The organism is Curtobacterium luteum (assembly GCF_001475545.1).
Classification (GTDB): domain Bacteria; phylum Actinomycetota; class Actinomycetes; order Actinomycetales; family Microbacteriaceae; genus Curtobacterium; species Curtobacterium luteum_A.
The window spans coordinates 14,274-30,594 of the sequence record NZ_LDQC01000026.1 but is presented as its reverse complement, the minus strand read 5'-3'; the positions used below and the strand labels follow the sequence as shown (position 1 = coordinate 30,594).

At 72.6% G+C, this 16,321-nt stretch carries 17 protein-coding genes; 9 read left to right on the top strand and 8 right to left on the bottom strand.

Annotation, left to right across the window (positions count from 1 at the left end; genetic code table 11):
• Window positions 1-44 precede the first annotated feature (44 nt).
• The 6 genes from NS184_RS04575 to NS184_RS04550 all read right to left on the bottom strand — a co-directional run bounded on the left by NS184_RS04575 (window position 45) and on the right by NS184_RS04550 (window position 5,691).
• Complete coding sequence (locus NS184_RS04575) at window positions 45-728, bottom strand: transglycosylase family protein (protein ID WP_058724956.1); 684 nt, start codon at window positions 726-728, stop codon at window positions 45-47.
• A gap of 301 nt (window positions 729-1,029) precedes the next feature.
• The gene (gene rlmC, locus NS184_RS04570; RefSeq protein WP_058724955.1) at window positions 1,030-2,181 is read right to left on the bottom strand and encodes a 23S rRNA (uracil(747)-C(5))-methyltransferase RlmC; all 1,152 of its coding nucleotides are present in this window, start codon (window positions 2,179-2,181) and stop codon (window positions 1,030-1,032) included.
• 7 nt (window positions 2,182-2,188) lie between these two features.
• A complete protein-coding gene (locus NS184_RS04565) occupies window positions 2,189-3,328 on the bottom strand; it encodes a glycosyltransferase (protein ID WP_058724954.1) in 1,140 nt (379 codons plus the stop codon).
• Between the two features lie 71 nt (window positions 3,329-3,399).
• Window positions 3,400-4,281: an SMP-30/gluconolactonase/LRE family protein gene (locus NS184_RS04560; protein ID WP_058724953.1), complete on the bottom strand. Its 882-nt coding sequence runs from the start codon at window positions 4,279-4,281 to the stop codon at window positions 3,400-3,402.
• Window positions 4,282-4,330: 49 nt separating this feature from the next.
• Window positions 4,331-4,972 (bottom strand): FadR/GntR family transcriptional regulator, encoded by a 642-nt coding sequence (locus NS184_RS04555; protein ID WP_058724952.1) that lies wholly within the window; start codon window positions 4,970-4,972, stop codon window positions 4,331-4,333.
• On the bottom strand, window positions 4,969-5,691 hold the full coding sequence (locus NS184_RS04550) for an SDR family oxidoreductase (protein WP_058724951.1): 723 nt from the start codon (window positions 5,689-5,691) through the stop codon (window positions 4,969-4,971). The genes NS184_RS04555 and NS184_RS04550 overlap by 4 nt, the downstream gene beginning before the upstream one ends.
• Window positions 5,692-5,734: 43 nt before the next feature.
• Between NS184_RS04550 and NS184_RS04545 the strand changes: the two genes are divergently transcribed.
• From NS184_RS04545 to mnhG, 7 genes are all read left to right on the top strand, one after another.
• Window positions 5,735-6,496: an SDR family NAD(P)-dependent oxidoreductase gene (locus NS184_RS04545; RefSeq protein WP_058724950.1), complete on the top strand. Its 762-nt coding sequence runs from the start codon at window positions 5,735-5,737 to the stop codon at window positions 6,494-6,496.
• A gap of 156 nt (window positions 6,497-6,652) precedes the next feature.
• On the top strand, window positions 6,653-9,583 hold the full coding sequence (locus tag NS184_RS04540; RefSeq protein ID WP_058724949.1) for a Na+/H+ antiporter subunit A: 2,931 nt from the start codon (window positions 6,653-6,655) through the stop codon (window positions 9,581-9,583).
• Entirely contained in the window at window positions 9,580-10,017 is a 438-nt protein-coding gene (locus NS184_RS04535; RefSeq protein ID WP_058724948.1) for a Na(+)/H(+) antiporter subunit C, read from the top strand. Before NS184_RS04540 ends, NS184_RS04535 begins: the two co-directional genes overlap by 4 nt.
• Window positions 10,014-11,705 (top strand): Na+/H+ antiporter subunit D, encoded by a 1,692-nt coding sequence (locus NS184_RS04530; protein ID WP_058724947.1) that lies wholly within the window; start codon window positions 10,014-10,016, stop codon window positions 11,703-11,705. Before NS184_RS04535 ends, NS184_RS04530 begins: the two co-directional genes overlap by 4 nt.
• Entirely contained in the window at window positions 11,702-12,283 is a 582-nt protein-coding gene (locus NS184_RS04525) for a Na+/H+ antiporter subunit E (RefSeq protein WP_083513451.1), read from the top strand. The genes NS184_RS04530 and NS184_RS04525 overlap by 4 nt, the downstream gene beginning before the upstream one ends.
• A complete protein-coding gene (locus NS184_RS04520; RefSeq protein WP_242862970.1) occupies window positions 12,280-12,618 on the top strand; it encodes a sodium:proton antiporter in 339 nt (112 codons plus the stop codon). Before NS184_RS04525 ends, NS184_RS04520 begins: the two co-directional genes overlap by 4 nt.
• Complete coding sequence (gene mnhG / locus NS184_RS04515; protein WP_058724946.1) at window positions 12,619-12,972, top strand: monovalent cation/H(+) antiporter subunit G; 354 nt, start codon at window positions 12,619-12,621, stop codon at window positions 12,970-12,972.
• Window positions 12,973-12,997: 25 nt separating this feature from the next.
• On the opposite strand, the gene NS184_RS04510 is transcribed toward mnhG, so the two are convergent.
• Window positions 12,998-14,215, bottom strand: a complete 1,218-nt coding sequence (locus NS184_RS04510) for an MFS transporter (RefSeq protein ID WP_058724945.1) — start codon at window positions 14,213-14,215, stop codon at window positions 12,998-13,000.
• 247 nt (window positions 14,216-14,462) lie between these two features.
• Between NS184_RS04510 and NS184_RS04505 the strand changes: the two genes are divergently transcribed.
• Entirely contained in the window at window positions 14,463-15,491 is a 1,029-nt protein-coding gene (locus tag NS184_RS04505; RefSeq protein ID WP_058724944.1) for an aldo/keto reductase, read from the top strand.
• A 30-nt stretch (window positions 15,492-15,521) separates the two neighbouring features.
• Here the strand turns inward: NS184_RS04505 and NS184_RS04500 are convergent, their stop codons facing one another.
• A complete protein-coding gene (locus tag NS184_RS04500) occupies window positions 15,522-15,710 on the bottom strand; it encodes a hypothetical protein (protein WP_058724943.1) in 189 nt (62 codons plus the stop codon).
• A 116-nt stretch (window positions 15,711-15,826) separates the two neighbouring features.
• Between NS184_RS04500 and soxR the strand changes: the two genes are divergently transcribed.
• A complete protein-coding gene (gene soxR / locus NS184_RS04495) occupies window positions 15,827-16,294 on the top strand; it encodes a redox-sensitive transcriptional activator SoxR (protein WP_058724942.1) in 468 nt (155 codons plus the stop codon).
• The last annotated feature ends 27 nt before the right edge of the window (window positions 16,295-16,321 follow it).

Here is a 16,321-nt window from a genome sequence, read left to right as displayed (position 1 = left end):
CCCCTCGGCCGCAGCCGAGGGGGTTCGTCACGCAGTCACGGCGATCAGGCCGGGAGCTGCAGGGTCTGACCCGCGTAGATGAGGTTCGGGTCGTCGATGGTCGACGTGTTCGCCGCCCAGAGCTGCTTCCAGCCGCCCTGGAGGTCGAGCTTCGTCGCGATCTTGTCGAGCGTGTCACCCGAGGCGATCTTGTAGGTCTTGCCGCTGGTCTTCACCGGGGCCGGCTTGCTCGACGCCGCCGGGGCCGTGGCCTTCGGCGCTGCCTGCTGCGGGGCCGCCTGCTGCGGAGCAGCCTGCTGGGGGGCTGCCTGCTGCGGCGCCGCCTGCGCGGTGCTCTGCTGCGGAGCGGGTGCCGGCGCTGCCGCCTGCGGTGCCGCACCGGTGGTGCCGCTCAGGCCGAGCTTCGCGGAGCACGCGGGCCATGCACCCCAGCCCTGGGATGCGAGGACACGCTCGGCGACGGCGATCTGCGCCGAACGGCTCGCGGAGGCCGGGTTGCCCGAGCCGCCGTTGGCCTGCCAGGTGCCCAGGGTGAACTGGAGGCCACCGTAGTAGCCGTTGCCGGTGTTGATCGCCCAGTTGCCGCCGGACTCGCACTGTGCGAGCGCGTCCCAGGTCGAACCGGACGCTGCGTTCGCGGGCGCCGCCGCGAGGCCGACACCCGTCGCGGCGATGCCTGCGAAGGCGAGGCCACCGACGATGGTGCGGGTACGGGAAAGCTTCTTCATGTGATTGCTCCACCGGGGTCACGCGCCGGGAGACCCGGCTGTCCACTGCCCACCCCGACCGTCCGCGGTCACGTTGTGGGGTGCGCCACCGGGGGCAGTGGTCTCGCGCCGGTGGCACCTCGGTGGGCCACCATAGGTAACTCCGAACCGTTATCAAACCGAGACAAACGGTTCTACCCGTTGGTGCCGTGTCCCCCGTGCGTCTTCCTGTACGCGACGATCGCCGACGTACCGCAGATGACCATGTACCCCGGTACGTTCGCTTGGCAATTCCCTGGGAAAACCGGCCTGGAGGCTCGGATCACCGCCGCGAGAGCAGGGTCACCGCTTCGAGGTGGCCGGTCTGCGGGAACATGTCGAGCACCCGGACGCGCTCGAGTCGGTACGACGGCATCCGCGCCAGGTCCTTCGCGAGGGTGACCGGGTTGCAGCTCGAGTACACGACGTGGTCGACGGTCGAGCGCTCGAGCCAGTCGGACAACGTCGCGCCGATCCCGCGCCGCGGTGGGTTCACGACGACGAGGTCCGGGATGGTCTCCGGTCTCGCGCGGAGGGCGTGCTCGGTGGCGTCGTCGGCGGCGAACCGGACGTCTGCCAGTCCGGCCTCCCGAGCGGACTGCGCCGCGGACCGGACGGCCTCGCGGCTGCTCTCGATGCCCGTCACCGCACGCCCGGGCCGGGCTGCGTGCAGGGCGAACCCGCCGACGCCGCAGTAGAGGTCCCACATCGACGTCGGGCCGACCTCGTCGATCCACGCCGATGCCTGGGCGTAGAGCTGGGCGGCGACCGTGGTGTTCGTCTGGAAGAAGCTCTGCGGGCGGAGGTGCATGGTGACGGCGCCCATCCGCATCGGCAGGGTCTCCTGCTCGGTCAGCACGATCTCCTGGTCACCCTCGGTGACGGCCTTGTGCTCGGGGAGCAGGTTCGCCGTGACGACCACGGCTTCCGGCAGCACTGACCGGAGCGCGCCGAGGTGCTCGCGGAGCCGGGGCAGCTGCCCCTCGGAGCGCAGCACGAACCGGACCATGAGCGCACCGTCGGGCGACTCCGTGACGAGCACGAACTTGAGCTCACCGCGGCGGGCGGCGACGTCGTACGGGATCAACCGGGCGTCCTCGATGAACTGCGCGAGGATCGGCAGCGCCCGCTGGATGCCCGGCGTGCAGATGCCGCAGTGCCGCAGGTCGACGCCGCGCTGCCGGTGGTCGAGGATGCCGACCGTGGGGCGCTGCACCGAACCCCCCACGACCATCTTCGCCTTGTTCCGGTAGCCGGACTCGGGGCTGGTGATCGCCGGGAGCCACTGCACCGCGCTCGGCCCACCCGCCGCCTCGACCGCGTCGCGGAGCAGCTCGCGCGTCCGGATCTCCTTGTCGAGGACCTGGTCGGCGTAGGGCTGGCCCATGAGCGTGCACGATCGGCACACCCCGCGGTCGAAGTAGTCGCACTGCATGGCCGGCTCAGGATACGGCGTACGCCCCGTGCTGCGCGTCGACGACCTGGTCCGCCAGCACCCGCTCGTACGCCTCGCAGACGTCACGCCAGTCGTACCGGTCGAGCGCGCGCTCGCGCACCGCACATCCGAGACGCTCTTGCTCGGCCGGATCGTCGAGCAACCCGAGGACGGCGTCCGCGATCGCATCCGGATCGGGCTCGACGAACACGGCATCGGTGCGGGCGAGCACCTCGCGGTTGTAGACCGTGTCACGAGCCACCGTGGGGGCGGCGAGGTGCATCGCCTGGACGAGCGCCGGGTTCGTCCCACCGACGCTGTGCCCGTGGAAGTAGGCGCCGGCGTGCTGCCAGAGTGCGAAGAGCCGCTCGTCGTCCGCGACGTGGCCGAGCCAGTGCACGTTCGGGTGCACGTCGGCGAGCAGACGGGCGTGCTCGTCGAGCTCGCCGCCGTACCCGGTGGAGCCGACGATGACGACCGGGCGGTGCTGGGCGATGCGTTCGGCAGCGACGAGGAACTCGGGCACGGTGTTCTCGGGCACGAACCGGGCGACGACGAGCGCGAACGGGGTCTCCGCGAGGTGCGCGTCCTCGGGGTGCAGGGACAGCGCGGGCGCCTCGGTGCCGCCGTAGGGGATCACCACGCCGTCGCGCCCGAACACCCGGCGCCAGTACGCACCGATGGCATCGGCGTCGAAGACGAGACGGTCGGCGGTCCACGCGGTCATCCGGGCACCCGTCTTGAAGACCGCCTTCGCGAGCCGCCCCCACTTCGCGCGCTCCCACTCGATGCCGTCGACGTTCACCACCGTGGGGATGCCGGCCAGCCTCAGCAACGGCAACCAGTACCCGTTCGCGCAGTTCATGACGAGGACGACGTCCGGGCGTCGGCGGATCGCGTCGAGCACCGCGGTCAACCCGTAGGTCAGCGTGGAGAGCGACCGCGACTCGAGCCCACGGGTGGTGCGGCGGGTGATGCGCGGGTCGAGCGTCGGGTCGTCGACGCGCTCCTGGCCCGGTCGGCCGTAGACGGTCACGTCCCACCCCGCGTCGGCGAGGGCCGGCGCCACGTGCCGGACGGCGGTCTCGAACCCGCCGTAGTAGGACGGGTACCCGCGGGTCCCGATGATCGCGACACGCTTCGACACGCTGGCTCCCTCGTTCGACTGACACCTGCAATGATATTCTACACAGCAGTTTCAGTGGGAGGAAGAGCCGGTCATCGGGACACGGCGTCCCGCGTGCCGGTGCGGATGCGGTACACCGACGTGGTCGCCGTGCAGAACAGCTCGGTGCCGTCGTCGCCGCCGAAGCAGAGGTTCGAGACCACCTCGGGCACCGGGACCGCCCCGAGCCGCTCGCCCGTCGGGTCGAACACGACGATGCCCCGGTGCGACGAGGACCAGACGTTCCCGTGCACGTCCACGCGGATGCCGTCCGGGATGCCCTCGTCCGCGCCGAGCCGTGCGAACTCGCGCCCGTTCTTCACGCGCACGCCGACGTCGTCGACGTCCACGTCGTACGCGCGGATCACCGGCAGCTCGCCCGAGGAGCTCGCGACGTACAGCACCCGCTCGTCCGGCGAGAACGCGAGGCCGTTCGGCTCGTCGGCGTCGGTGACGACCGGTCGCAGGGCCTCGCCGTCCGGGCCGCACCGGAACACCCAGTGGTCGCCGTACTCCCGGACGCCGGGGTGCCCCTCTCGCGGCTGGGTGATGCCGTACGCGGGGTCCGTGAACCACACCGCCCCGTCGGACGCGACCACGACGTCGTTCGGGGAGTTGAGCCGGCCGCCGTCCCAGCCGTCGGCGATCGCGGTCACCTCGCCGTCACGGTCGCGCTCGACCCGCCGGAGGCCGTGGGAGCACTGCACGACCGAGCCGTCGCGGTCGAGGAACCGGCCGTTCGTGAACTCGACGGCCTCGGCGTACGTGTCGACGTCGCCGGTGTCCGCGTGCCACTGCAGGATGCGGTCGCCGGGGATGTCCGACCACCGCAGGGTCCTGGTCGCGGGGACCCAGCACGGCCCCTCGGCCCAGGTGCTCCCGGTGGCGATCCGCTCGACGGCGGACGGGTCGGGGACGAGCTCGGTGAACTCCATGACGCTCCTTCGCGTTGGTGGTACGGCCAGCATCGCACCGGCCGCGGGGTCAGGTCCGGTCGACGATCTCCTGCATCGCGGCCCGCGCCGCGGTCGTGTCGCCGTCCGCGACGGCGCGCGCGAGCGCGCCGTGCAGGCCGACGTCGTGCGCGTCGGGACGGATCCCGGCGCGCTCGTCGAGCGCGCGCTCGACGACGCCGTGCAGACGGCGGAAGAGCGCGTTGCCGGACCGGTCCAGCACGCGTCGGTGCAGGTCGCGGTCGGCCTGGAGGAACGTGGCAGCGTCGTCGGGACCCGTGGCGGCGGCGAGACGGTCGGCGGAGGCGAGCAGTGCCTCCAGGCCGTCGTCGTCACCGGTCGCGGACGCCGCTGCCGCTGCCGCTGCCGGTTCCACGGCGCGGCGGAGCGCCCGGAGTTCGTCGAGGGCCACCTGCCGGTCCGGGCCGCTGAGTCGCCACCCGACCACGCGGGGGTCGAGCACGTCCCACTCGACCGCGGGGAGCGCCACGACGCCGACACGCCGCCTCGCCCGGAGGAGGCCGACGCCGGCGAGGACGCGCACGGCCTCGCGGACGATGCTGCGGCTCGCACCGGTACGGACCACGAGGTCGTCGATGCTCACCGGATCGGTGCCGAAGGTGCCGTGCACGACCGCCGCCCCGAGCTCGTCGAGGACCCGGTCGTAGATCACCGCTGCGCGACCGGGCTGATGACGAGCTCGTCGACGCGGACGTGCGGCGGGGCCTCGAGCACGAAGGACACCGCCCGGGCGACGTCCTCGGGCTGGAGCATGACGGCACGGGCGGCGGCGTCGGGGACGACCGGCCGGCGGTCGAGGAAGTCCGTGGCGACGTCACCCGGGCAGAGGTGCGTCGCGCGGACGCCGTGCTCGGCGCCCTGCTGGTTGAGCGTCCGCACGACGGAGGCGAGCGCGGTCTTCGACGCCGAGTACGCGACGCCCGCACCGGGTTGGAAGGACCACCCGGCGTACGAGGACACCACGACCACCGTGCCACCGGCCACCCGGAGCGACGGGAGCGCGGCGTCCACGACGGCGACCACGCCGGTGAGGTTCGTGTCGACGATCGCCCGGAAGTCGGCCATCGACTGGTCGTCCCACCGACGCTCGGGGGCGTTCAGGCCGGCGGCGAGGACGAGTCCGTCGAGCCGGCCGTGCCGGGTGAGCAGCACGTCCCGAGCGGTCGCGACCGCCTCGGCGTCGGCGGTGTCGAGCGGCAGGACGTCGGCGCTGCCGCCGGCTGCGCGGACCTGCTCGGCGACGGCGCCCAGCCGGTCGGCCCGACGACCGCTCAGCACCACCGTCCACCCGTCGGTCGCGGCCTGCACCGCCACTGCGGCGCCCATGCCGCTCCCACCGCCGGTGATCCAGAGCACCCGTGCATCCGTCATGGGTGAATAGTATGCCTATTGGGGACCGACGACGGGAGCGACGATGCACCTCGACCTGACCGACCGTGTGGTGGTCGTGACCGGAGCCGCGCGCGGCATCGGTGCCGTGATCGCCGCACGCTTCGCCGCCGAGGGGTGCCGCGTGGTCGCGCTCGACCTCGCGTTCGACGCGGCCGCGGGCCCCGGTCCCGACGTCGACCGGGTGGTGTGCGACGTCACCGCCCCGGACTCCGTGCGGACGGCCGTCGACACCGTCGTGGAGCGACACGGGACGATCGACGTGCTCGTCAACAACGCGGGCATCAACGTCGAGGGACTGGTCGCCGACCTCGACTGGGACGCGTGGCGGCGCTGCATGGACGTGAACGTCGGCGGGACCTTCCTCGTGAGCCGGGCGGTCTCGCCGGTCATGCGTGCCGCCGGCCGCGGTCGGATCGTCAACGCCGCGTCGTTCGCGGCGATCGTGCCGAGCGTCGGGAGCGCTGCCTACGCGGCGTCGAAGGCCGCGGTGGTGCAGTTCACCCGGGTCCTCGCGTCGGAGCTCGGGCCGTGGGGCATCACCGTGAACGCGTACGCGCCGGGGATGGTGCCGACGGCCATGAACGGGTTCGCCGAGATGCCGCCCGAGCAGCAGGACCGGTTGCTCGACACGCTCTCGCTCCGGCGGTGGGAGACGCCGGACGACGTGGCCGACCTCCTCGTGTTCCTCGCGAGCGACGCGGCGTCGTACATCACCGGGACGCTCGTCGACGTGTCCGGGGGCAAGCTCGCGACGCAGATCCCGGCGAGGGCGCACGGGCGCTGACCGGACGACCCGGTCGGCACGCGAGCAGAGTGGAGCCGTGACCGGCGCGCGGGACCGCGCACGCTGTCCGGGCACACAGGTTCTGCCCACCCGACGCTTCGTAAGCTGTGAGCATCCAGTGAGCCGGACTGCAGCCCGACCCCGAGGAGGTGCCCCATGGTCACCGTCCTCGTCGCGTTCGCGGCACTCGCCCTCGTCGTCCCGGCACTCGCACCCCGGCTCGGCCGCCGGGTGTTCCTCGTCGCCGCGCTGGCCCCTGCGGCCGCCGCGGTCCTGACGATCGCGCAGACGTCCGAGGCGCTCGGCGCCGGCGTCCGGGAGCGCTTCACCTGGGTCCCGCAGCTCGACCTCGCGATCGGCCTGCGGGTCGACGCCCTGTCGTGGGTGCTCGCGCTCGTCGTGACCGTGGTCGGCGCCCTCGTGCTCGTCTACTGCGCCGCGTACTTCGAGGAGCGCGAGGTCGGTCTCGGGCGCTTCGCGGGCGTGCTGACCGCGTTCGCCGGGTCGATGTACGGGCTCGTCGTCGCCGACGACGTCATCGTGCTCTTCATCCTGTGGGAGGCCACGACGGTCTTCTCCTACCTGCTCATCGGCCACGACGCCGTGAAGCGGGCGAGCCGGGCCGCCGCGATGCAGGCGCTCATCGTGACCACGGCGGGCGGCCTCGCGATGCTCGCGGGACTCGTGCTCCTCTCCGTCCGTGCCGGCACGACCTCGCTGAGCGCGATCGTCACTCACGGCCCGACGATCGCGGCCTCCGGCGGCGCGCTCGTGCCGGTCGCGGTGGCACTCGTCCTGCTCGGCGCCCTGACGAAGTCCGCGATCGTCCCCTTCCACTTCTGGCTCCCCGCCGCCATGGCCGCACCGACCCCGGTGAGCGCGTACCTCCACGCCGCCGCGATGGTGAAGGCCGGCATCTACCTCGTCGCACGGCTCGCCCCGGCGTTCGCGCTCGTCGACGGATGGCGCGAGACCGTCACGGTGCTCGGTGTCCTCGGCATGGTGGTCGGCGGCTACCGCGCACTCCGGCAGACCGACCTCAAGCTGCTGCTCGCGTACGGCACCGTCGCCCAGCTCGGGTTCCTCGTCCTCGCCGTCGGGTGGGGCGAGCCGGCGATCGCCCTCGGTGGGGTCGCGCTGCTCGTGGCGCACGCGACGTTCAAGTCGACCCTGTTCCTCGTCGTCGGGGCCGTCGACCACGCGGCCGGTACGCGCGACCTCACCCGTCTGAGCGGGCTCGGGCGCCGGATGCCCTGGCTCGTGGTCGTCACGGTCCTCGCGCTCGCCTCGATGGCCGGCCTCCCGCCGACCGTCGGCTTCGTCGCGAAGGAGGGGGTGCTCACGGGCTTCGTCGAGGCCCTGCACTCCGGGACGGACGCGGGGTGGGCGTGGTTCGCGCTCGTCGGGGTAACGCTCGGCTCGGTGCTCACGGTCGCCTACTCGCTGCGGTTCCTGTGGGGTGCCTTCGCCCACAAGTCCGGTGTGGCGCAGACGGAGCCGCACGGACTGCACGGCCTCGGTGCCGTGCCCTCGGTCCTCGGCATCGCCGGGCTCGTGCTCGGCCTCGTTACCCCGCTCGTGGCGAAGGGGATCGAGCCGGCGGCGAGCGCCGCCTCGATCGGCGCCGCCCCGGTGCCGCACCTCGCACTCTGGCACGGGTTGGAGCCGGCACTCGGCATCTCCGCGGTCACGCTCGTCGGCGGTGCCCTGCTGTTCCTCGGGCGCCGGCCGGTCGAGGCGCTGCAGCACCGACTCGCCGGGGCCCCGAGCGCTGCCGGCACGTACCGCCAGGTGATGCGCGGACTCGACCGGGCGGCCGTCGGGCTCACCGCCGCACTCCAGCGCGGTTCCCTGCCCTACTACCTGACGGTCATCCTCTCGGTGTTCGTCGCCGGGGCGATCCTGAACCTCGTCCTCGGCGGACCGTGGGCGTTCTCGGTCCGGTTCGCGAACTCGTGGGGGCAGGTCCCCGTCGTCGTCGTGATGGGCATCGCCGCGGTCGCCGTGCTCACCGCGAAGACCCGTTTCGCCGCAGCGGTGCTCGTCGGGGTCACCGGGTACGGCATGTCGGTCCTGTTCGTGCTGCACGGCGCGGTCGACCTCGCGCTCACGCAGCTCGTGGTCGAGACGGTGACGCTCATCGCGTTCGTCCTCGTCCTGCGTCGTCTGCCCCCGCGGATCGCGACGGCCAACCCCTCCCGCTTCCGGATCGTGCGGGCGCTCTTCGCCGGGCTGGCCGGACTCACCCTCGCGGTCGTGGTCGTCGTCGCCGCGTCGTCCCGGACGGCCGAGCCGCTGTGGCCCGACCTGCCGGCGCTGACGAGCTCGTTCGGGCACGGCCTCAACGTGGTGAACGTCGCGCTCGTCGACCTCCGTGGCTGGGACACCCTCGGCGAGCTGACCGTCGTCGTCGCCGCCGCCACGGGTGTCGCGAGCCTGATCTTCGTGAACTCGCGGGAGGACACGCTGCCGCGGCTCCGGGACCTCCCGTCGAGCATCACGAGCGACAAGCACCGCCCCGACGGCGAACCCCGCGCCTGGCTGCCGACGAGCGCGGCGATCCCGACCGGCCGCTCGGCGCTCCTCGACGTGGTCGTCCGGCTCCTCTTCCACGGCCTCGTCGTGCTGTCCGTGTACCTGCTGTTCGCCGGGCACAACGCGGCCGGTGGCGGGTTCGCCGGCGGACTCGTCGCCGGCATCGCGCTCGCCGCCCGGTACCTCGCCGGCGGGCCGGCCGAGCTCGGGGCGGCCGCTCCGGTGCGCGCGGGTCGCCTGCTCGGACTGGGTGTCGCGACCGCGGCCGTCACGGCGCTCGTCCCGCTGTTCTTCGGGCGGGAGGCCCTGTACTCGGAGTTCGTCGAGGCCACCGTGCCCGTCCTCGGACACGTCGAGTTCGTCACGGCGACGTTCTTCGACATCGGCGTCTACCTCGTGGTCGTCGGCCTCGTGCTCGACGTCCTCCGCAGCCTCGGGGCCGAGGTCGACCGCCAGCGCCTCGAGGACTCCCGCGCGCCGATCGCCGACTCGACGGAGTCCGACCCCGCGCGCGACGCCGCGGCCGTCACCCCGGAAGGGAGCGCCACGTGACCGTCACCCTGGTCCTCGTCATCGCCATGGCGGTGTTGTTCTCGTGCGGCGTCTACCTGCTGCTCGAGCGCTCCCTCACGCGCATGCTGCTCGGGTTCCTGCTCCTCGGCAACGCCCTCAACCTGCTCCTGCTCGTGATGTCCGGCGCGGCCGGCAAGCCGCCGATCGGGAAGTCCGCCGAGGGCATCACCGACCCGCTCCCGCAGGCGTTCGCCCTCACCGCGATCGTCATCACCTTCGCCGTGAGCGCCTTCCTCCTCGCCCTGATCCACCGCTCGTGGAAGCTGTCCCGCGCGGACGAGGTCGAGGTCGACGAGGCCGACGTCGCGATCGGTCGGGCGCGGGACGACGACACCGACGGCGACCCCGGCGACGACGACCCCGAGCTCGACACCGACCCCGAGGCCGCACAGCAGGAGGAGCACACCCGATGACCTGGCTCGTCCCCCTCCTCGTGCTCGTCCCGCTGCTCGGTGCGGCGGCGGCGCTCGGCCTCGTCCGTCACCAGAAGACGCAGCGGGCGATCACGGTCGGCGTGCTCGTGGTCGCCGTGGTGGTCGCCGCGACGCTCATGGTGCTCGTCGACCGGCACGGCACGATCGTGGTGCAGGTCGGCGGGTGGCAGGCCCCGTACGGCATCTCGCTCGTGGTCGACCGGCTGAGCGCGCTGCTCCTCACCGTGAGCGCGAGCGTGCTCCTGCTCGTCCTGCTCTTCTCGATCGGGCAGGGGCTGGCGGACGACGACGCGGACGCCCCCGTCACGATCTTCTACCCGACGTACCTCGTGCTCGCCGCGGGTGTGCTCGACTCGTTCATCGCCGGCGACCTCTTCAACCTCTACGTGGCGTTCGAGATGCTGCTCGTGGCCTCGTACGTGCTCATCACGGTCGGCGGCAGTGAGCAGCGGGTCCGCGCCGGTACCACGTACATCGTGACGAGCCTCATCGCGTCCGCGATCTTCCTCGCCGCCATCGGACTCGTGTACGGCGCGACCGGCACGGTGAACATCGCCCAGATCTCGGAGCGCGTCGCCGAACTGCCGGAGCACGTGCAGCTCCTGCTCCACACCATGCTGCTCATCGGGTTCGGCATCAAGGCCGCCGTGTTCCCGCTGGCGTTCTGGCTGCCCGACTCGTACCCGACCGCCCCGGCGCCGGTCACCGCGGTCTTCGCCGGACTCCTCACGAAGGTCGGCATCTACGCGATCATCCGGCTCGAGACGATCATCTTCCCGAGACCGCAGCTCAACACGGTGCTCCTCGTGGTGGCGATCCTCACCATGGTCGTCGGGGTGCTCGGCGCGGTGTCGCAGACGGACGTGAAGCGGCTGCTGTCCTTCACGCTCATCAGCCACATCGGCTTCATGGTGATGGGCATCGGCCTCGGGTCGGTCGTCGGCACGGCCGCCGCGGTGTTCTACACGGTCCACCACATCGTCGTGCAGACCACGCTGTTCCTGGTCTCCGGGCTGATGGAACGCGTCGGCGGGACGACCTCGACACGGTCCCTCGGCGGGCTCCTCAAGGCCGCGCCGTTGCTCGCCGCCCTGTACCTCGTGCCGGCGTTCAACCTCGGTGGCATCCCGCCGTTCTCCGGGTTCATCGGCAAGCTCGGCCTGTTCCGCGCCGCGGCCGAGGACGGCTCCCCCTTCGCGTACGCCACCATCGCTGCGGGGGTCGTGACGAGCCTCCTGACCCTGTACGCGCTCATGCGCGTCTGGGACGCCGCCTTCTGGCGGCCGAAGCCGGCCGCCGAGGCAGCTGCCCCGCACGCTGCGACGGCCGAACCGCACGCGCACCTGCGGGCGCCGGAGCCGGCGCCCCTGACGGTGTCCGAGGAGACCGGCGAGGCGTACCACCCTGGAGGCTCGGTGACGGTCACCGACGCACCGCACGTGAGCAGCGCCTCCAGGCCGGCGACCGGCTCGACGGCCACCGCAGGCGAGGCGCCGGGACACCCGCGCCTGCCCCGCATGCTCGTCGGCGTGACGACCGTCGCCGTCCTCGGGTCGGTCGCCCTCACCGTCGTCGCCGGGCCGCTCTACGGCTACGCGACGCGAGCGGCGGAGTCGCTCGAGTCCCCGGACCGCTACGTGCAGGCCGTGCTCGGGGGTGACCGGTGAGCGACACCCGACGCATCACGAACGCGCGGCGGATCGCCGTCGCGTGGCGATACGACGTCCCGCTCGTCGCCGGGCTGACCGTGCTGTGGGCGCTGTTGTGGGGGTCGTGGACCCCGCTCACGCTGCTCTGCGGTCTGGTGGTGGCGCTCCTCGTCACCCAGCTGCTGCCGCTGCCACCGGTCCCGCTGTCGGCGCGGTTCTCCGTCCCGTCCGCGCTCTGGTTCCTCCTCGTCTGGAGCGGCTTCGTCGTCGCGGCGTCGTTCCGGGTCGCCTGGGCTGCGTTCCGACCCCGCGGGGTGCGGCGCAGCTCGATCGTGCTCGTCCAACTGCACACGACGTCCGAGATGACCTTCACCCTCGCGACCATCGCGATCTCGCTCGTGCCCGGGTCGTACGTCGCCGACGTCGATCTCCGGCGCCGCCGGGTCCTGCTGCACGTGCTCGACACCGAGCGGGTCGAGCAGGTCGAGGCCGAACGCCGGACCGCGCTCCGGATCGAGGCGATGGTCATCCGCGCGCTCGGTTCGCAGCAGGACGTCTCGGAGCTGTCCGAACCCCTGCCCGAGGTGGTCCGGTGAGCGCCGCGGTGGTCGTCATGGCGGTGTGCATCGCGCTCGTCCTGCTGCTGCTCGGGGTGACCCTCGCGCTGGCGGTCGGTCGGATCGTCCGCGGGCCGACGATCCTCGACCGGATGATCGGCTCGGACATGGTGCTGACGACCGTCCTGCTGGTCATCGCCGCTGCGATGGTGCTCCGGCGAGACCTCACCGCGGTCCCCGTGCTCGTGGTCATCGCGGCGACGAGCGTGTTCGCCACGATCGCGGTCGCGCGCGCGGTCACACCCTCGTCCGACCCGTCCGACGAGGGGTCCGACGTCACCACACCGGAGCACGCGATCGAGGAGGAGCCGTAAGTGATCGAGCTCATCGAGGCCTTCGTCGACGGCGCCGGTGTCCGCGCCTGGATCGCCGTCGCCCTGCTGCTCCTCGGGTCCGTGCTGTCGCTCGGTGCCGCGGTCGGCATCGTCCGGTTCCCCGACCCGCTCGTCCGGCTCCACGCCATGGCGAAACCGCAGGTCCTCGGGCTGGCGTTCGCACTCGCGGCGGTCGTCGTCGCGGTGTGGACGTGGACGGCGCTGTGGCTCGTCCTGCCGATCATGGTGTTCCAGCTCGCGCTGGTGCCCGTCTCGACGCACATGATCGCGCGCGCCGGACTCCGGTCGGGCGACTACCGGCACGACGCGCTGCTGCACGACGACACCGAGTAGGCGGACCTCCGTGGACGCCCGTCCGTCAGGCCCGGCGCGCGGACCGCGAGAGCACGAGGTTCCCCACTGCCGCGAACACGACGACCGCCGCCGCCACCGCGGGCAGCACCATCGCACCCGCAGCTCCGGCGCGCTCGGCGACCTCGCCCGTGACCGCCGATGCGAGCGACTGCCCGACGATCACGGCCGATCCCAGGATCGTCATGGTCGTCGCCGAGCGTCCGACCGGGGAGCGGTCCGACCCGAGCGAGTACTGCGTCACGAGCGTCGGGCCGATGCCGATCCCCATGACGCCGAGCACGATCGCCACCCCGAGCACGGAGTCCGCCAGCGAGAACGCCACCGCACCGGCGAGCAGGACCACGCCGAACACGAGCCACCGCCACCCGAGTCCGAACCGCCGCGGGAACGCCGCTGACCCGAGGGCGAGCCCGGCTGACCCGATGCCCATCACACCGTAGAGGAGGCCCGCGCGGGAGGCTCCGCCGTGCGCCTCCATGAACGCCGTCAGCGAGGTCAGCGTCGCGCCGAAGAACAGCCCGATGCCGAGGATCCCGAGCACCACGACGACGAGACGCGGCCGCAGCAGCTCGCGCGCCGGCGCCTGCGCGACGGTGCCGGACGCCGCGACGACGAGCTTGCCGGTCGGGTGCAGCGCGAACGCGGTCACGAACACGAAGGTCAGGACCGACGCCCCCGCGACGGCGACCCACGGCGCGATCGCGCTCGCGAGGACGCCGACGAGGAACGGGCCGATGATGAACACCGTCTCGTCGGCGGCGGACTCGTACGCCATCGTGCCGCTGAGGACCTTCTCGTGCCGGTCCTTCGCCATCCGCTGCCGGATGATCGCCACCAACCGGCTCCGGGACATCGGCGCGACCTGCGGCGCCGACGCGCCGATGAGGAACGACATCGCGAGGACGGCGAGGTCGGGCGCGGCGCTCGACACCACGAAGGGCAGCGCCCCGAGGAGCACCCCGTTCACGATGCCGACCGGGACGAGCACGCGGCGCTGCCCGAACCGGTCGGCAGCGGCGCCGACCATCGGTCCGAAGATCGCGGAGCCGATGCCGACGGACGCGGAGTTGATCCCGCCGAGCGCCACCGAGTCGCGGGCGGCGACGACGAGCGTCAGGACGCCGACGACCATCATCGCGAAGGGCAGTCGCGCGATGAACGCGATCGGGAAGTACCAGCGACCGGCGTGGCCGATCAGGGAGGTGGGTCGTGCCTGGAGCATGGGGTGTGCCTTCTCGGCCCGGCCGGACAGGGGGCGGGCCCATCGGGTGCCGCCGCTGTCCGTGGGCCCCGTGCGGGGCGGCCCACGGCCGGTAGATACACACTGCGTGTTCTGCTTGCGCCTCCGAGGGTACCGCCTGTCGGCCGGGAGGCGCGGGTCGGCCCCGCCACGGGCCTCCCGGCCGACGTGCGGTAACGCTGCGTCACCGGCGGCCGCGGTGCACGCACGGCCACCTATCGTGTCGCGCATGGAACAGCGACGGACCGGGCGGACGGGGGCTCCCGTGAGCGCGTTGACGCTCGGGACCCGGGCGCTGGCCGGGGTCGCGGCGCGTGACCTCGACGCAGCGGCCGCACTCGTGCACGAGGCCCTCGACCGCGGCGTGACCGCGGTGGACGTCTCGGACGCGCACGGCGCGGGTCTCGCGGAAGCGGCGGTCGGGGTGGCCCTCGCGGGTCGGCGTGACGACGTCTTCGTGTCCGTACGGTTCGGGGACCCGGTCGATGCGGACCCCGCGCACCGCGGCAACGGACGCCGGTGGATGTTCCGCGCGGTGGAACGGAGCCTGGACCGCCTGGGCGTCGACGTCATCGACCTGTACCAGCCCGCACGTCCGGACCCGGCGACGTCGCTCGACGAGACGCTCGACGCGCTCGCGGACCTCGTGGCACTCGGACGGATCCGCGCGTTCGGGATCCCGGGGTTCCCCGCCGAGGAGCTCGTCGAGGCGCAGTGGCTGCGCTCCGGCAGCAAGAGCGCGACGGCCACGCACGTCCCCTACTCGTTGCTCGCCCGGACCGCGGAACGGACGGTCCTGCCCGTGGCGCGGCGGTTCGGACTCGGGGTGTTCGCCGGTGCTCCGCTGGCCGGCGGGTGGCTCGCGGGGGCGTACCGGGCGGGCGCGTCGCAACCGGTGTCCCCGCGGGCGGCCGCCGACCCCGGCGCCTACGCCGTCGCATCGCCGGGGAACCGCCGCAAGCTCGCGGTCGTGGACCGCCTGGGACGGATCGCCGACGAGGCCGGGCTGACGCTCTTCGAGCTCTCCGTCGGGTTCGCGCTGACCCACCCGGACGTGTCGAGCGTGGTCATCGGTCCGCGGACGTCGTCGCACCTGGACGCGTTCCTCCAGGCGTCGGAGGTGGCGCTCGACGACGACCTGCTGGACGCGGTCGACCTCGAAGTGCCACCTGGCACGCACGTGCTCGAGCAGGACACCGGGATCACGCTGCCGGCGCTGACCCGGGAGCGGCTCCGGGGTCGCACGCTCGTCCGGTGACGCCGTGACGCCGTCGTGCGCGGTGTGCGGTCAGCGGCGCTGAGCGAGTGCGCAGAGCGCTTCGTGGGCGAGCATCACGGGCACCGCGAGGGCGTGGGGCAGGGCGGCACCGAGCCGCTCGAACCCGGAGAGCACCGCGTCGAGGACGGGGTTGTCGGTCGGCGCGGGCCAGTTCGAGGAGACGGGGCGGGCGATGTCCTGCTGCGAGAGAACGGTCATGGTCGTGTCCTTCGGGATCCAACCGACCCTGCGTCGGCTTCGTGATGTCCAACATATTGCGTATCATATGCACTGTCAAGTGCGATGCGAATCACTCCGCGCGTACGATCTCGACCATGGTGGAGATCCTCACCCCGAGACCGACCGACCTGCTCTCGATCGGGGAGGTCGTCCGACGGACCGGTGTCGCGGCATCGGCACTGCACTTCTACGAACGCAAGGGCCTGATCCACCCGGAGCGCACGACGGGCGGCACGCGGCTCTACCCGCGACACGTCGAACGTCGGATCGCGATCATCCAGGTGGCGAAGCGGCTCGGGATCCCGCTCAGCGAGGTCGCCGAGCAGTTCGAGACCCTGCCGAGCGACCGGATGCCCTCACTGCGGGACTGGGCGCGGCTGAACGAGCGGTGGCGCGCTCGACTCCGTGCCCGCCAGCTCGAACTCGAGCGACTGCAGGAGGAGATGACGCAGTGCATCGGCTGCGGGTGCGTCTCGCTGAACGCCTGCCTGGTGATGAACCCCGGCGACGCGATGGGCGCGGACGGCGCGGGCGCCCGGCGTCTGCTCCCCATCGAGGACTGACGCGCGCGGGTCCCGGGGCGGGGCCGG